Genomic DNA, 16,075 nt, shown 5'->3' on the forward strand with positions numbered 1-16,075 from the left:
GACCGATGCGGACGATCGAGGACCTCGGCGACCTCTCCGGCAAGAAGGTGCTGCTGCGCAGTGACCTGAATGTCCCGCTCGACGACGACGGTCACATCACCGACGACGGCCGGGTGCGCGCCTCGGTGCCGACGATCCAGACGCTCACCAAGCAGGGCGCGCGCGTCATCGTGTGCGCCCACCTCGGTCGGCCGAAGGGTGAGCCGGACCCGAAGTTCTCGCTCGCACCGGCCGCGGAGCGGCTCGGCGAGCTGCTCGGCGCGCCGGTCGCGCTGGCAAATGACACGGTCGGCCCGTCGGCGCGCTCGACGGTGGACGACCTGCAGGATGGCCAGGTCGCCATGCTGGAGAACCTGCGGTTCAACAAGGGTGAGACCGCCAAGTCGGCCGACGACCGTGCGGCGTTTGCCCAGCAGCTCGCCGCGCTGGCGGAGGTCTATGTCAGCGACGGTTTTGGCGTGGTCCATCGAGAGCAGGCCAGTGTCTTCGACGTGGCCAAGCTGCTGCCACACGCGGCCGGCCTGCTCGTGCACGGCGAGGTCGAGGTGCTGCAGCGGCTCACCGAGCCGGACCGGCTGTATGCCGTGGCGCTCGGCGGCGCGAAGGTCAGCGACAAGCTCGGGGTCATCGAGAGCCTGCTCGGCAAGGCGGACCTGCTGCTCATCGGTGGCGGCATGGTCTTCACCTTCTTGAGGGCTCAGGGTCACGAGGTGGGCAGCAGCCTGCTCGAGGCGGACCAGGTCGATCGGGTGCGGGGCTACCTCGCCGACGCGGAACGTCGCGGCGTCGAGATCGTGCTGCCCGTCGACATCGTTGCCGCGACGAAGTTCTCCGCCGATGCGGATCACGACGTGGTCGCCGCAGACAGCATCCCGGCCGACCGGATGGGCCTGGACATCGGCCCGAAGTCGGGCGCCCTGTTCGCCGACAAGCTCAAGAGCGCGCGCACCGTCTTCTGGAACGGGCCGATGGGTGCCTTCGAGATGCAGCCCTACGCGGCCGGCACCAAGGCCGTTGCCCAAGCACTGGTCGAGGTCACCGAGGACGGCGCCCTGACCGTGGTCGGCGGGGGAGACTCCGCCGCGGCGGTGCGCCGGCTCGGTTTCGCCGACAGCGACTTCACCCACATCTCGACGGGTGGCGGAGCCAGCCTGGAGTATCTCGAAGGCAAGACGCTCCCCGGCCTCACCATCCTGGAGGACTGACTGTGGCAGCAAAGACATCCGGGAGCGGCGCTGCGCCGAGCTCGGGACGCATTACGCTGATCGCCGGCAACTGGAAGATGAACCTGGACCACGTCCAGGGCACGGTGCTGGTCCAAAAGCTCGACTGGACGCTGCGGGACAAGAAGCACGACTTCGACCAGGTCGAGGTCGCGGTGGTTCCACCGTTCACCGACCTGCGGTCGGTGCAGACGCTCATCGACGGTGACAAGCTGCGCCTGCGGCTCGGCGCCCAGGATCTTTCGTGCCACGACTCCGGCGCCTACACCGGCGAGGTGTCCGGTGCCTTCCTGGCGCGGCTGGGCTGCACGTATGCGGTGGTCGGGCACAGTGAGCGTCGCGAGTACCACCAGGAGACAGACGCCGTCGTCAGGGCCAAGGTGAAGGCGGCCTACCGGCACGAGCTGACACCCATCCTCTGCGTCGGGGAGCCGCTCGAGGTGCGCAAGGAGGGCGGGCAGGTCGAGCACGTCGTCGGCCAGCTCACTGCCGCTCTGGAGGGCCTGGAGGCGGCGCAGGCCGGGACCATCGTGATCGCGTACGAACCGGTGTGGGCCATCGGCACCGGTGAGGTCGCCACGCCCGAGGATGCGCAAGAGGTCTGCGCGGCCATTCGTGACCAGCTCGCCCAGCTCTACAGCGGCGACCTGGCCGACCGGGTCCGCATCCTCTACGGCGGCTCCGTCAAGCCGGGTAACGTCGCATCGATCATGGCGCAGACCGACGTCGACGGTGCCCTCGTCGGGGGTGCCTCGACGGACCCGGTGGACTTCGCGTCGATCTGTCGCTACCAGTCCCACCTGGGCACAACTTCCTGACAGGCATTCGGGACGGCCCGAATCACCGTGTAACCTTGCTGAGGTTGGTCTCATGCCAGCCGTACATGCCGAGTTCGAGTGCGAAGGTGAGCATCCCGCGTGGATATCGTGCAGATCGCCCTTCAGGTGATCGTCGTCGTGACCAGCCTCTTTTTGGTGCTGCTGATTCTCATGCACAAGGGGCAGGGAGGCGGCCTGTCCGACATGTTCGGTGGCGGAGTGTCCAGCAGCCTCGGAGGTTCCTCGGTGGCCCAGCGCAACCTCGACCGGCTCACCATTGTCGTGGGTCTGGTCTGGGCGCTCTGTATTGTCGGGCTTGGGCTTGTGGCACGTTTCAGCTGATCGAAGGAGCAGATTGTGGCGGGTGGCAACGCGATTCGAGGTAGCCGGGTTGGTGCCGGTCCGATGGGCGAGGCGGAGCGAGGCGATGCAGCACCACGGGTCGTGATCTCCTACTGGTGCTCCAACGGGCACGAGACACGGCCGAGCTTTGCGCAGGGGCAAGGGCTCGCCGTCCCCGAGACGTGGGACTGTCCCCGCTGCGGCCTGCCGTCCGGGCAGGATCAGGAGAACCCACCGGCACCGACCCGGTCGGAGCCCTACAAGACCCACCTGGCCTACGTGAAAGAGCGCCGTAGTGACGAGGAGGGCGCGGTCATCCTTGACGAGGCTCTGGAGACTCTGCGGGGGCGGGGCCTGATCCGGTAGTCAGCGGGACGCGAACGAAGTAGCTGCTGCCCTTGGCCCAGTAGATGCACATCGGGATGATTCCTACGGCCAGCGTGCCGAGGCCGATGAGGTCGATTGTGAGCCCCAGCGTCGGAATCGACTCGATGAAGATCCACGTCATGAACGCCGCCCCGACGGCCGGCCACAGCCCGATGAAGAGGAAGTTCTTGGGCGAGGTGAGGATCTGCCGACGGTAGGCCACGACCACCGCGAGGCCGGCCAGGGCGTAGTAGAAGGCGATCTGCAGGCCGATCGAGCTGATGGCGTCGCTGAGGATGGTGCCGACGCTGCCGAGGAAGTTCGAGCCGATGAACAGCACCAGGGACACTCCAGCCACCACGACGGTGGCGAATGCGGGAGTCCGCCAGCTGGAGTGGACCCGGCCGAATGCCGCGGGAAGCGTGTGGTCTCGGCCCATCGCGAACAGTGAGCGTGTCACCTGGATCAACGTGGTCTCCAGTGTCGCGATGGTGGACAGCATGACCGCAATGATCAGGAGTTTGCCACCCGCTCCCGGCCAGATGACCTCGCCGAGCCGACCGAGCACGTTGCCGCTGTTGGCGGCGATGGACGCCGGCGTCATCATCATGTTGATCGCAATGGTGAACATCTCGAAGAGGGCGAAGACGATCAGCACGCCGATGATGCCGCCGAGGCCCGCTGCCTTGTGGCTGTCCTTCGTCTCCTCGTTGAGGTTCGCGCTGACGTCCCAGCCCCAGTAGTAGAAGGCCGCGACCAGCGCGGCCGCGACGAACCCGGACATGCCGTTGAAGTGCCCGAACCCGAGCCAGCTCCAGGAGAATGCCGGACCGGCGTGATGCCCGAGCGAGGCGCGGACGATGGCGATGACCGCGAAGATGATCAGGATGGCAACCTCGATGGAGGACATGATCCACTGCGCATGAGCGGTCACGCGGATGCCGATCATGACGCAGGTGACCATGACCAGGAACCAGACCGACCCGATCAGGGTCACCAGCCAGGTCTCGGAGTCGTGGCTCGGACTGAACAGGTCGACGGTGACCGACCCCGCGGGGAGGGACCCGGCCACCATGAAGATGGTCGCCGACACCACCAGCGCCCAGCCGGACAGGTAGCCCAGGGTCGGGTGCAGCGCCCGGCCCACCCAGGAGTAGCTGGCGCCTGCGTTGACGTCGGCGCGGCCGAGGTAGGAGAAGGCCCACGCGATCCCGAGCATCGGGATCCCGCACCACAGCAGTGCGGCCGGGCTGGCCAGACCGGCCGCGGCGACCAGCGTCGCGGTCGTTGCGGCGATCGAGTAGGCCGGTGCGCTGCCGGCCACCGCCATCACGACCGAGCCGCTGGCGGTGATGACGTTCCGGTGCAGGCCCGAGCCGTGTCCCTCGGGTGCGGCTGCGGATGCAGGTGCGGGTGGCGCGCTGGTTGTGCCCATGGTCACGACTCCTTGGTCGCTCGGCTTACTGCCCGCCGCCTGCGTGGTGTGCCCACGCCGCGACGAGTCGATTGAGATTAGTCCCGAGACACGTCGGATAGGAAGAATTTCGTAGATTAATTCTCAGATCTGTGAGGTTTCCGAGAATTCTCCCGCCCGCAGATGAGGTATTAGTTGCGAGGCTGCGCACTCACCAGCCGTCGTCCGACGTCGGAAATTCCCAACGTAGCGCTGCGGCGCACGCCCGATCTCGGGTTGGTGGTCGACGGCGACTTCGGCCCGCCAACCCACGCGGCGGGCGACTGCGCTACGTGCTTGGCGAACACGACGACCCGCAGCGACTCTCCCAGACCGATGAGCGCCCTCCGCGAAGCACCGATGGTGATCGACCCCTCCAGACATCCCGGTACAGGATCCTCGACCGCCCCGTGCCGTGGGGCGTCTCAGTAAGGTGACCAGCGTGAGCACAGTTCGGCCCTGGGGGCATCGGCGGCCGCTTACTGCCCGTTTGGCTGTGGGCGCGGGGTGTGCGTTGCTGACGGCGTGTGGCGGGGCCACCACACCGGGCGCTTCACCCACCGGCACGGGCAGCAATCATCCGGTGTCGCACGTGTCGACCCCGACGGGCGCGCCCCTGCCTGCCTCGGCATCGACCAACGAAGCGCGGACAGTGGCCGAGACGCGGCGCCTGATCGCCCTCGTCACCCTCCCGCCGAAAGCGACCCAGTTGACCTCGGCGCCCACATCGCTCAGCGGGCCGGCGATGGGCGCCTTAGCCTCGGCATCGTTGATCGACTCGCCACGGTTCTGGCGCGTCCCGATGTCCATGCAGCAATCCGCAACGTGGATCGCAGCGCACTCACCGCAGAGGCTCGGCGCGAGTGGTACCGCCAAGGGGACCACCGGCTCCGTGGTGACCAGCATCGGGTACGGCTACACCGACAACCTGCACAGCGATGCCTGGCAAAACGCGGCACTCGACATCGGGATCGCGCCCGATGGTGCCCATGGCAGCTACTGGCGTGCGGATGGTGTCGCCCTATGGGTGGATCCCACCCCGGCGACTGCTCCCGCAGGCGGCAAAAGACTCGCGGTCACCGTGGCTGGCGGCTGCCCGACCAGTGACCGTGGCGCCACCAACGTCCCACCAGGGACGAAAACGTCGCTGCTACCCCCAGGGACCCCAACGGCAGGGGTGATCTGCTCCTACAACGGACTCAACGGTGCAGCATTCGCGCTGCGTTCACACGCCCGGCTGGACGGGACCCAAGCCGAGCGCCTGGCACACCAGGCGAGGACGATCCACCTGAGCCACACCACCGGCGGCGTGACCAGTTGCCCCATGGACGACGGGGCGACCACCGTGATCGCGTTCCACTACCCCGGCAACCCACCCGCAACGCTGTGGCTGAAGGACAACGGTTGCCGCTCGATCTCCAACGGCACCATCACCGCCGGCGACGATGCCTCCCTCACCACGTTCGCCACCGCCGTAACAGCACTCCTGCCCCACTAACAACCTCCGCACGCAGCCCTCGCCACCCCTCCCGCGGATGATCTCCGCCCGTTGACGATCCGGCTACGAATGGTCCCCGGTATCGTGCGACAGCGCTAGTCGCGATCGACATACAGGCAGAACGGGTGGCCATCGGGATCGACCAGGACCCGGACATCGTCCTGAGGTTGGTGCTCATGGAGTGCCGAGCCGAGGGCCACGCCGGCCGCTTGTAGCTGGACTCGGTCTGGAAAGCGAGGTTTGCTGAGGCACCCTGTTCCGGTTGATGGTCAAATGGGGGCTCGGCATGGTCAGGTGCCCTGGGAGTCGCCATGGTCGAGTTCGAGTCGCACGGCCGTCGCCTGGAGTCGCTTGTCACGCGTCCACAGTTGGGCACCGGCTGACAGCCTCGTGGAGGCCAGCAGGAGTGCGTCGACGTAGCCTATGCCGAGGCCATCCAGTCGATGGTGATCGATCAGGGTCATCACCTCGACATCTGTGGCAAGGGTGGCCTGCGGAAGATTGTGGAGCAGTCCCAGGACCTCGGTGCGGCGCGCGAGGTTACCCAAGGCAAGTTCCCCTGTCACCCACGGGTGGCCCAGCACTTCGCTGTGCTGGAGAAGGGTGCCGAGGTGCGCATCGCCGCTGCGGAGATGGTCGATCCAGATCGACGTGTCAACGAGGATCACGCGGGAGTTGACCGCCGTCGCGGTGCCGGTCTCGCGTCGGGCTCACTACCCGCGAGTTGCGCGAGCCGTCGAGCACTCTCCCGCTCAATCAGGGCCTGTAGGGCCTGACGAACCAGAGCGGTCTTCTCAGTCGTCCCGGTCAGGCGCTGGGCCTCCTTGACGAGCTCGTTGTCCAAGGCGAGAGTCGTTCGCATCGTCACCACCAGGCACGGTTCGGGACATCAGGTGATGCCATCATACGTGCCATGGCGACCGGCCAGGGATCCGCGTGCGGTGCGCCGTCATCTTTGTGGATCAGACGCGCTCACGCACACCAAACAGTGGCCGGCCAAGACACGCCATCCCCGTAAGCCAGTCACCGGCGACCAAAGGGACGAGACGCTCTTCGCGCCCGACCCGTTTCGCAGGGGTGCCGCTACGGGACGTCCGCCACAGTCTTGCAAGCCGACCGATGGCGGATCTGCTTGTAGAGATGGGATGACACACCAGCCCGGATGTGATGCACGCCTACCATCGGCTCATGGTGGGTCGTGCGCTTCTCGCGGTGGGCGCCGCTGCGGTCGTTGCGGCAGCGGTCCTGATGATTGTTTCGGTCCGAGCCGAGGGAGTATCAGGCAACGCGATCTCGCCGCAGTACTCGGGCTTCGGGTGGTTCTCCTACGCGCCACTGCCTGAACACCCCACGACTGTCGAACTCCGCGCCGCGGGGGTGCGCGTGCCTCAAGACGGCCGTTGCCGATCGGCGCCGCGAGGCCGCAGGAGCCGCCGCGGGCAGCGTTGTCCTGCTGGGCGTCGCGTTGCTGCCGCGTCGCCTGCGACGACGTCGTCCTGCCGCCGCACCGCGGTGACCTCCCGCTGGCGCCGCCGCCGTTCGCCCTCGACCAGGGTGGCAGCACCGAGCCCGGTCAGGTGCGGGAAGTTCCTGCGACCTCGGCGAGGTGACGCCGAGAGGCCGGCAACTCTCGGCCGGCGCGTGGTCAGCCCCAGAACGCATCGAGCTGATCCTGGTCGGAGTAGTGCCCACGAACCTCCTGGATCAGACCGTCGGCCATCGTCATCAGTTGACAGCCCGTGATATCCAGAGTTCTCCCCTGATAGTCGCCGGTCGCGTGCTGCACGGCCACGACGTGTTGGTCGCCGATCGCGATGTCCAGCAAGTCGGCCCGAAAGGTGCCACCGGACAGCGGACCCAGCCGGGTCAGGAAGTGGTCTCGGATCGCCGGCCACCCTCGGTGATCGCCGGAGATGACGCTGTGCCCGGGCAGGTGCCACACGGCATCCGGGCGGAAGCAGGAGCCCGCGGCCTCGACGTCCCTTGCCGCGACCGCGGCATAAAACCGGCGCACTGCCTCGACGTCCATGGTGATCTCCTTCGCGGCCGGCGGCTCGCGGCCGGCGGACGCCGGCTCGCCCGCACGGCGCGAGCGTACTGCTCGACCCGCCCCGGGTGACAGAATATTGCTGGGCCAGAACAGCTATCGGATGCGGGCTGCCGCCGCGGCGTCGAGCCACCAGACCGTGTCCTGCGAGCCGTGCGCACCGCTGGCCGGGGTGTCCCACGGGTCGGCACCCGTCGCGAGCGCCGCCTGCACCGCGTCGGCCTTCTCCGCGCCGGCGACCATGAACCACACCTGCCTCGCGGCATTGATCGCCGGGTAGGTCAGGCTGATGCGCACCGGTGGAGGCTTGGGGGAGTCCTCGACCGCTACGGTCGGTGCTCCGGTCACCCGCTGCGCCGGGTGGTGCGGGAAGAGAGATGCGATATGCGCATCCGGGCCGACCCCGAGCATCAGCACATCGAAGGCCGGGACGTCGTGTCCGTCCGCGGCGTGCGCAGCCAGCTCCGCGGCATACCGGGTCGTCGCTGCGGCGACGTCGTCACCGTCCGGGCCATCGGTCGCGGGCATCGCGTGGACCATTGACGGGTCCAGCCCGAGCCGATCGAGCAGGGCCTCGCGGGCCTCGGTCTCATTCCGGTCCGGATGCCCGGACGGCACGAATCGCTCGTCGCCCCACCACAGGTGCACCCGGGACCAGTCGACGGGTCCGACCTGCGGGTGCTGCAGGCCGACCAGCGACGCTCCGCCCATCGAGCCGCCGGTCAGCACCAGGTGCGCGGTCCCGCGGGCATCCTGGGCGGCCCGAATCGACTCCGAGAGCGCGGCGGCGATGGCTGCGGTGGTCGCATCCTTGCTGGGGCCGACCTCGATGCGGGGTGTCGTCATTTCATGCCTCCTACTTCCGGCTGCGGCCGGCTCGGGTCGCCGACACTCCGTCCACGAGCTCGAGGCCCTTCAGCAGGGCATCCCGATAGGTGATGTCCCGGTCCATGCTGCGCAACTCCTCGGCAAGCGACTCGGCCGTGCCGGGGCGCGACAGGTCGACGGTGCGCGGCGGCTGCTCCGGTTGGGTCACGGTGGCGAATCGGCGATCCGGTCGCACCAGCTCGATCGGACCGCTGGCCCGATCCATGTGGACCTTCGTCAGGCCGGTGCCCCGCTTGCCGCGGACCCGGTGCACCGGGCAACGCAGTCGCACCGCCAGCCAGCCGGCGAGCAGGTCGGTGCTGGCCGAGTCGCTGGCACCGCTGACGGTCACGGCCGTGACCGGTTCGTAGGGCGGTTGGTCGAGCGCCGTCGCGAGGAGTCCACGCCAGCGCGTGGTCCGGGACCAGGCCATGTCGGAGTCGCCTTCGGCATAGGTCTGGCGGCGACGGAGCAGATCCTTCCGCGGGTTGGATGACAGTGAGGCATCGGTGATACGTCGGTCTGCCATCGCCCCGATCGGCGACCCGGCGACGTCGTAGTCGGCGTTCATCGGCCACCATGCGACGACCGGCGAGTCCGGCACGAGCAGCGGGGTCACAACCGCCTCCCCGTGATCGGCAAGTTCGCCGAAGAGGCGGAGGACGACGATCTCGCTGACCCCCGCGTCACCGCCCATGCGCACCTCGGCATCCATCCGGTCGCTCCACCGACGGTCGCCCCGCACCAGCGTGATGATCCGACTCGGGTGCGCCCGGCTGGCTGCGGTGGCCGCCTCCAGTGCGTCATCCGCCCCGTCGTCGTCGGTCACGATGATGAGGGTCATGACGCGGCCCAAAGTCATGGCACCGATCTCGCTGCGTAGCCGCACGAGTGCCTTGCTGACGTCCTTGGTGGTGCAGTCCGGCATCTCGATGTTCACGGCATCCTCCAGGCGCGCCCGTCTCGGCGCATCATCTCGTCGGCGCTACGCGGACCCCAACCGCCGGCCGTGTATTGCTCGGGCTGGCCGTTGCGCGCCCAGAACTGCTCGAGCGGGTCAAGGATCTGCCAGGACAGCTCGACCTCCGCATGCCGTGGGAACAGCGGTGGGTCGCCGAGCAGCACATCCAGGATGAGCCGCTCGTAGGCCTCCGGGCTGGACTCGGTGAAGGCGTTGCCATAGCCGAAGTCCATGGTGACGTCGCGGATCTCCATCCCCGACGCGCCGGGCACCTTCGACCCGAACCGCATGGTGATGCCCTCATCGGGCTGCACCCGGATCACGATCGCGTTCTGGCCGCGCTCCTCGACCGCACCCTCCGTGAACGGCAGGTGCGGCGCCTGCTTGAACACGACGGCAATCTCGGTCACCCGCTTGCCCAGTCGCTTGCCGGTGCGCAGGTAGAACGGCACCCCGTCCCAGCGACGCGAGCGCACCTCGAGCTTCAACGCGGCATACGTCTCGGTTGTCGAGGTCGCACTGGTGCCGTCCTCCTCGAGGTAGCCCAGCACCTTCTCGCTGCCCTGCCACCCGGCGGCGTACTGTCCACGCGCGCTGGACCGAGACAGATTGCGCGGCAACCGAACTGCGGCAAGCACCTTCTCCTTCTCGGTGCGAAGCGCATCGGCCTCAAAGGAGTTCGGCTGCTCCATCGCCGTGAGCGCGAGCAGCTGCAACAGGTGGTTCTGGATCACGTCGCGCGCGGCCCCGATGCCGTCGTAGTAGCCGGCCCGGCCCGCGATGCCGATGTCCTCGGCCATGGTGATCTGGACGTGGTCGACGAAGTGACTGTTCCAGACCGGCTCGAACAGCTGGTTGGCGAACCGTAGCGCCAGGATGTTCTGGACGGTCTCCTTGCCGAGGTAGTGGTCGATGCGGAACACCGTGTCCGGTGGGAAGACACCCTCGACGATCCGGTTCAACCGGCTCGCGCTGGCCTGATCATGACCGAACGGCTTCTCGATGACCACCCGACGCCACCGGTGTGGATCCTGGTGGCTCAGACCCGAACGGTCCAGCTGCTCGCACACGGGCTGGAACGACGCGGGTGGCACCGACAGGTAGAAGGCGGTGTTGCCACCGGTGCCGCGCTCATCCTCCAGCTGGTCGACGACCTGAGCCAGCCGGTCGAAGGCTGCGTCGTCGTCAAAGGTGCCCTGCACGAACCGCAGTCCCTCCGCAAGGCCGGCCCAGACCTCCTCATGGAAGCCGGTGCGCGCACCGGTCTCCACCGACTCACGGACCACGTCACGGAAGGTGTCGTCGTCCCAGTCGCGTCGGGCGAACCCGACCAGGGAGAAGCCCGGTGGCAGCAGCCCCCGGTGGAACAGGTCGTAGATGGCCGGCAACAGCTTCTTGCGGGCCAGGTCACCGGTGACACCGAACATGACCACGCACGAGGGACCCGCGATGCGGGGGAGCCGGCGATCGTCGGCTCCCCGCAACGGGTTGGTCCCGCGTCCGACGCGGGCGGGGCTCACGAAGTCGAACCGCTGCCGGTCAGAGCGGACACGGCCTGCATGACCTGCGCCAGACCGTCCTGGTGGTCGGTGATGTGCAGCCGCAGCACGGGACGTCCGTGATCCGCCAGCACCTTCGCGTCGCCGGCCGACTGGGCCGCGATGAACTCGCCAAAGGTGAAGTCGCGTCCGGGCACCGCCAGGTCCTCGTGGGGGGCGATGGTGATCTGCAGGTAGACGCCGTCCGCCGGTCCGCCCTTGTGGTACTGCCCGGTCGAGTGCAGGAACCGTGGCCCCCAACCGAACGTGACCGGACGGGACAGGTGGCTGGCGAACGCGATCCGGATGTCGGACAGGGACCTGTCGGCGATCCGGTCGAGGTAGGCCATGATCGCCAGGTAGCCATTGTCGGGCAGCTGGTCCAGCAGCGACTGCAGAGCCTGCGGAACGGTCTTGGCGGACCCCAGCCAGTCGCCACCCGCTGTGCGCACCTCTACGGCGCCGTCGGTGAACGAGGCGGGTTCGCTGCTGCCGGTGCCCTGGCCCATCAGGTCGCGCGCGGCCTGCTTGGCGCTCTCGACATCCGGTTGGTCGAACGGGTTGATCCCGATGAGCCGGCCGGCCACCGAGACCGCACACTCCCAGAGCAGCATCGCGGCGCCGAGGGAGCCGGCGACCGCGACCGTCGCCGCGCCGTCGACCGCGGACTCGTCGTCGACGGCCCGCAGCTCGACAAGCAGCTCGTCGCCCGTCTGCCGGGTGACCGGGGTCGAGCCGACTACAACCGGCAGCAGGCCCTTGCCGAGCTTGCCGGTGCTCTCGGCGATCAGCTGCTCCACCCAGTCGCCGAACCCGACGTTCGACGTGCCGGCGTCGTGCAGCACGACCTTGTCCCGCAACGGCTGGGTGCCACCGAGCACGGCGCCGAGACGCAACGCGGGATTGCTGTCGTCGTCGCTGGCAAGCACGTCGGCCATCGCCTCCGCCTCATCCAGCAGCGCCTCGATGTCGGCGCCGGCCAGTCCGCTCGGCACCAGGCCGAACGCGGTCAGCGCGGAGTATCGGCCGCCGACGTCCGGGTCGGCGTTCACGACGTGGTAGCCGGCCTTGCGGGACTCCGCGTCCAACGGGCTGCCCGGGTCGGTGACCACGACGATGCGCTCGGCCGGGTCGATGCCGGCGGCCCGGAATGCCGCCTCGTAGGCACGGCGCTGCGAGTCGGTCTCGACGGTCGACCCGGACTTGGAGGAGACCACCACCACCGTCTGCTCCAGTCGGTCGCCGAGCGAGGCTCGGACCATGTCCGGTTGGGACGAGTCGAGCACGGTCAGCGGGACTCCGGCCGTCTCACAGATCACTTCGGGAGCCAGCGAAGACCCGCCCATGCCGCAGAGCACCACGTGGCCGAGTCCCTTGGCGGTGAACTCCGCACGCAGCCCGTTGATCTGGCCGACCAGGGGCCTGGAGGTGCGGGGCAGGCCAACCCAGGACAGCCGCTTGCCTGCCTCGGACTCCGCATCCGGGCCCCACAGGGTCTTGTCCTGCGCGAACAACCTGCTGGCGAACTTCTGGTCCACCAGGCCGGGCACGTGCGTGGTGACGGCGTCGGCCGCGGCGCCCGCCGCGGTGACGGTCACGCCGGAAGACGTCGTGCTCACTTGGCCTCCCCGGCGAGCGCGCCCTGCCCGGCCTTGTCCAGCTCGGACTGGACCGAGTCGAGCAGCTCGGCCCACGACTTCTCGAACTTGTCGACGCCCTCCGTCTCGAGCACCTGCACCACGTCGGCGTAGCTGATGCCGATCCGCTCGAGGCCGTCGAGCGCCTTGCTGGCCTCGTCGTAGTTGCTGGTCACCTGGTCGCCCTTCGGCTCGCCGTGGTCGGCGAGTGCGTCCAAGGTGGCGGGCGGCATGGTGTTGACCGTGTTGTCCACTGCGAGGTCGACGACGTACATCGTGTCGGAGTAGGCCTTGTCCTTGACACCGGTCGATGCCCACAGCGGGCGCTGGGTGTGTGCCCCGGCGTCCTCGAGCGTCTTCCAACGTGGCGTGGAGAAGACCTCTTCGTAGGCCTGGTAGGCCAGCCGCGCATTGGCGACCCCTGCCTGGCCGCGCAGCGCCTTCGCCTGCGCCGAGCCGATCGCGTCGATGCGCTTGTCCACCTCGGAGTCGACACGGGACACGAAGAAGGAGGCGACCGAGCGGATGGTGGACAGGTCCTTGCCGGACTCCTTGGCCTGTTCCAGGCCGGCGAGGAACGCGCTCATCACCCCGCGGTAGCGGTCGAGGGAGAAGATCAGCGTCACATTGACGCTGATGCCCTCGGCGGTGGCGGCGGTGATGGCCGGCAGCCCCTCGACGGTGGCCGGGATCTTGATCATGACGTTCGGGCGATCGACCTGGGCCCACAGCTTCTTGGCCATGTCGGTGGTCTCCTGCGTCTTGCCCGCAAGACGCGGGTCGACCTCGATCGACACCCGTCCGTCCTTGCCGTCGGTGGCGTCATAGACCGGACGCATCACGTCACAGGCGTGCTGCACGTCGGTCGTGGTGATGCTGAACACCGCCTCGTCCACAGACGACCCGGCCTTCGCGAGCTCCTCGACCTGGTCGGTATAAGCGGTCCCATCGGACAGCGCCTTGGCGAAGATCGTCGGGTTGGTGGTGACTCCGACGACGTCCTTGGTCTCGATGAGCTTCTTCAGATCGCCGGAGGAGATGAGCGACCTGCTCAGGTCGTCCAGCCAGATCGAGACGCCGATGTCGCCCAGCGCCTTGATGTGCGCATTGTCAGTTGCCATGAGTCTTGCCTCCTGCGGTGTTGATGGAGTCCGTCGCGGCCTGCACAACCTTCTCGGTGGTGAAGCCGAACTTGGTGAACAACGTCTTGGCGTCCGCGCTGGCACCGAAGTGGTCGATCCCGACGATCTGCCCCGCGTCGCCGACAACCTCTCGCCATCCGAACGGGGTGGCGGCCTCGACGGAGACGCGGGCCCGAACCGACGGTGGCAGAACCTTGTCCCGGTAGGCCTGGTCCTGCGCGTCGAACCACTCACGGCACGGCATGGACACCACACGAGCGTCAACGCCCTGATGCTTCAGTTCCTTCCGAGCCTCGACCGCGAGGCTCAGCTCGGACCCGGTGGCAATCAGCACGACGTCCGGCGTGTCCTTCTCGGAGTCGGCGAGGATGTAGCCGCCCTGCGCCACACCGTCGGCCGAGGCGTACTCGGTGCGGTCCAGCGTCGGCAGCGCCTGACGGGACAGGCACAGGGCCGATGGTCCGGTCCGGTGGCTGAGCACGGTCTTCCACGCGGCGGCGGTCTCGTTGGCATCGCCCGGGCGGATGACGTCGAGACCGGGAATCGCACGCAGCGCGGCCAGGTGCTCGATGGGCTGATGGGTCGGACCGTCCTCACCGAGACCGATGGAGTCGTGCGTCCAGACGTAGGTGACCGGCAACTGCTGGATCGCGGCCAGCCGCACCGCCGGGCGCATGTAGTCGGAGAAGACCAGGAAGGTGCCGCCGTAGGGACGGGTCAGACCCTCCAGCGCGATCCCGTTGAGGATCATCCCCATCCCGTTCTCACGGATGCCGAAGTGCAGGGTGCGGCCGTAGGGGTTGCCGCTCCAGGTCTTGGTCTGCCGATCGGTGGGGATGAAGCTGGGCTCACCGTCCATCGTCGTGTTGTTGGACCCGGCCAGGTCGGCGGACCCACCCCACAGCTCGGGCATGACCGAGGCCAGGGCCGTGAGCACCTTGCCGGACGCGGCGCGGGAGGCGATGCCCTTGGCGTCGGCGTCGAAGACGGGGAATGCGTCGTCGAAGCCGTCCGGCAGCTTGTGGTCGACCAACCGGTCCAGGAGGGTGGCCTGCTCCGGGTTGGCGCTGCGCCAGCTGTCGTACTTCTGCTGCCAGGCGGCGTGGGCGGCCTTGCCCCGCTCGCCGACCTTGCGCACGTGGTCGATGACCTCGTCGGAGACCTCGAAGGTCTTCTCGGTGTCGAACCCGAGCAGCTCCTTGGTGCCGGCGACCTCCTTGTCGCCAAGTGCCGACCCGTGGGCCGCGCCGGTGTCCCGCTTGGTCGGTGCCGGCCAGCCGATGATGGTGCGAAGCACCACCAGGGACGGTTTGTCGGTGACCTTCTTGGTCTCCTGGAGCGCGGCGAGGAGCGCGTCGACGTCCTCGACGTAGCGGCCGTCCTTCTCGCCCGACGAGCGCCAGTCGACGGTCTGCACGTGCCAGCCGTAGGCGGCGTAGCGCGCGGAGACGTCCTCGCTGAAAGAGACGTCCGTGCTGTCCTCGATGGAGATGACGTTGTCGTCGTAGATCAGCGTCAGGTTGCCGAGCTCCTGGTGCCCGGCGAGGGACGACGCCTCGGAGGAGACGCCCTCCATGATGTCGCCGTCGCTGGCCACCGCAAAGATCCGATGATCGAACGGGCTCTCACCCGGGGCCGCGTCGGGGTCGAGCAGGCCGCGCTGGCGGCGCTGGGCCATCGCCATACCGACGGCGGAGGCCAGCCCGGAGCCCAGCGGACCGGTGGTGATCTCGACGCCGGTTGTGTGATGCACCTCCGGGTGGCCGGGGGTCAGAGAGCCCCACGTGCGAAGCGCCTTCAGGTCGTCCAGCTCGAGGCCGTAGCCGCTGAAGTACAGCTGGATGTACTGGGTGAGGCTCGAGTGCCCGCAGGAGAGCACGAAGCGGTCACGGCCCAACCAGCTCGGGTCGCTCGGGTCGTGCGTCATGACCTGCTGGTAGAGCAGGTAGGCGAGGGGCGCCAGGCTCATCGCGGTGCCAGGATGCCCGCTGCCGCACTTCTGCACGGCATCGGCGGCCAGGACGCGCACGGTGTCGACGGCGCGCACGTCGGTGGCGGTCCAGCCTGCCTTGGTGGCGATGGGCGCCGGGAGACTGGAGTCGCGGCCGGACGCCTGCGCCGAATCGGTCTGTGCAGAGTCGTGGTCCTTGCTCACGGATGCTCCTTCGAGTGGGGAACGGTTT

The 16,075-nt window shown here is 68.2% G+C and carries 17 protein-coding genes; 5 read left to right on the forward strand and 12 right to left on the reverse strand.

What is annotated here, in order from left to right; translation table 11 throughout:
* Positions 1–5: 5 nt before the first annotated feature.
* The 4 genes from FGL98_RS07035 (at position 6) to FGL98_RS07050 (ending at position 2,749) form a co-directional block, all read left to right on the forward strand.
* Entirely contained in the window at positions 6–1,205 is a 1,200-nt protein-coding gene (locus FGL98_RS07035) for a phosphoglycerate kinase (RefSeq protein WP_146316028.1), read from the forward strand.
* Positions 1,206–1,207: 2 nt separating this feature from the next.
* Positions 1,208–2,041 carry a triose-phosphate isomerase gene (gene tpiA, locus FGL98_RS07040; RefSeq protein ID WP_281289156.1) on the forward strand — a complete coding sequence of 278 codons (834 nt, stop codon included), beginning with the start codon at positions 1,208–1,210 and terminating at the stop codon, positions 2,039–2,041.
* 99 nt (positions 2,042–2,140) lie between these two features.
* The gene (secG, locus tag FGL98_RS07045) at positions 2,141–2,383 is read left to right on the forward strand and encodes a preprotein translocase subunit SecG (protein ID WP_146316029.1); all 243 of its coding nucleotides are present in this window, start codon (positions 2,141–2,143) and stop codon (positions 2,381–2,383) included.
* A gap of 63 nt (positions 2,384–2,446) precedes the next feature.
* Positions 2,447–2,749, forward strand: a complete 303-nt coding sequence (locus FGL98_RS07050; protein WP_246136423.1) for an RNA polymerase-binding protein RbpA — start codon at positions 2,447–2,449, stop codon at positions 2,747–2,749.
* Here FGL98_RS07050 and FGL98_RS07055 read toward each other — a convergent pair.
* On the reverse strand, positions 2,697–4,184 hold the full coding sequence (locus tag FGL98_RS07055; RefSeq protein ID WP_146316031.1) for an APC family permease: 1,488 nt from the start codon (positions 4,182–4,184) through the stop codon (positions 2,697–2,699). The two genes, FGL98_RS07050 and FGL98_RS07055, sit on opposite strands and share 53 nt — an antisense overlap.
* Positions 4,185–4,778: 594 nt before the next feature.
* A complete protein-coding gene (locus FGL98_RS25775; RefSeq protein ID WP_222432044.1) occupies positions 4,779–5,012 on the reverse strand; it encodes a hypothetical protein in 234 nt (77 codons plus the stop codon).
* Positions 5,013–5,097: 85 nt separating this feature from the next.
* Between FGL98_RS25775 and FGL98_RS07060 the strand changes: the two genes are divergently transcribed.
* Positions 5,098–5,700, forward strand: a complete 603-nt coding sequence (locus FGL98_RS07060; protein WP_222432045.1) for a hypothetical protein — start codon at positions 5,098–5,100, stop codon at positions 5,698–5,700.
* Between the two features lie 95 nt (positions 5,701–5,795).
* Here FGL98_RS07060 and FGL98_RS27065 read toward each other — a convergent pair whose 3' ends face one another.
* From FGL98_RS27065 to tkt, 10 genes are all read right to left on the reverse strand, one after another.
* The gene (locus FGL98_RS27065; protein WP_425460985.1) at positions 5,796–5,900 is read right to left on the reverse strand and encodes a hypothetical protein; all 105 of its coding nucleotides are present in this window, start codon (positions 5,898–5,900) and stop codon (positions 5,796–5,798) included.
* 90 nt (positions 5,901–5,990) lie between these two features.
* Entirely contained in the window at positions 5,991–6,368 is a 378-nt protein-coding gene (locus FGL98_RS07070; protein WP_146316033.1) for a type II toxin-antitoxin system VapC family toxin, read from the reverse strand.
* Positions 6,365–6,562 carry a type II toxin-antitoxin system VapB family antitoxin gene (locus tag FGL98_RS07075; protein WP_146316034.1) on the reverse strand — a complete coding sequence of 66 codons (198 nt, stop codon included), beginning with the start codon at positions 6,560–6,562 and terminating at the stop codon, positions 6,365–6,367. Before FGL98_RS07075 ends, FGL98_RS07070 begins: the two co-directional genes overlap by 4 nt.
* 783 nt (positions 6,563–7,345) lie before the next feature.
* A complete protein-coding gene (locus FGL98_RS07080) occupies positions 7,346–7,729 on the reverse strand; it encodes a nuclear transport factor 2 family protein (RefSeq protein ID WP_146316035.1) in 384 nt (127 codons plus the stop codon).
* A gap of 114 nt (positions 7,730–7,843) precedes the next feature.
* Complete coding sequence (gene pgl, locus FGL98_RS07085; RefSeq protein ID WP_146316036.1) at positions 7,844–8,593, reverse strand: 6-phosphogluconolactonase; 750 nt, start codon at positions 8,591–8,593, stop codon at positions 7,844–7,846.
* Positions 8,594–8,603: 10 nt separating this feature from the next.
* Positions 8,604–9,554 carry a glucose-6-phosphate dehydrogenase assembly protein OpcA gene (locus FGL98_RS07090; RefSeq protein WP_246136414.1) on the reverse strand — a complete coding sequence of 317 codons (951 nt, stop codon included), beginning with the start codon at positions 9,552–9,554 and terminating at the stop codon, positions 8,604–8,606.
* A complete protein-coding gene (gene zwf / locus FGL98_RS07095) occupies positions 9,551–11,095 on the reverse strand; it encodes a glucose-6-phosphate dehydrogenase (RefSeq protein WP_146316037.1) in 1,545 nt (514 codons plus the stop codon). Before zwf ends, FGL98_RS07090 begins: the two co-directional genes overlap by 4 nt.
* The gene (locus FGL98_RS07100) at positions 11,092–12,732 is read right to left on the reverse strand and encodes a glucose-6-phosphate isomerase (protein ID WP_146316038.1); all 1,641 of its coding nucleotides are present in this window, start codon (positions 12,730–12,732) and stop codon (positions 11,092–11,094) included. Before FGL98_RS07100 ends, zwf begins: the two co-directional genes overlap by 4 nt.
* On the reverse strand, positions 12,729–13,871 hold the full coding sequence (gene tal / locus FGL98_RS07105) for a transaldolase (protein ID WP_146316039.1): 1,143 nt from the start codon (positions 13,869–13,871) through the stop codon (positions 12,729–12,731). Before tal ends, FGL98_RS07100 begins: the two co-directional genes overlap by 4 nt.
* A complete protein-coding gene (gene tkt, locus FGL98_RS07110) occupies positions 13,861–16,047 on the reverse strand; it encodes a transketolase (protein WP_146316040.1) in 2,187 nt (728 codons plus the stop codon). Before tkt ends, tal begins: the two co-directional genes overlap by 11 nt.
* Positions 16,048–16,075: the final 28 nt, after the last annotated feature.

Source organism: Leekyejoonella antrihumi, from assembly GCF_007845645.1.
GTDB lineage: Bacteria > Actinomycetota > Actinomycetes > Actinomycetales > Dermatophilaceae > Leekyejoonella > Leekyejoonella antrihumi.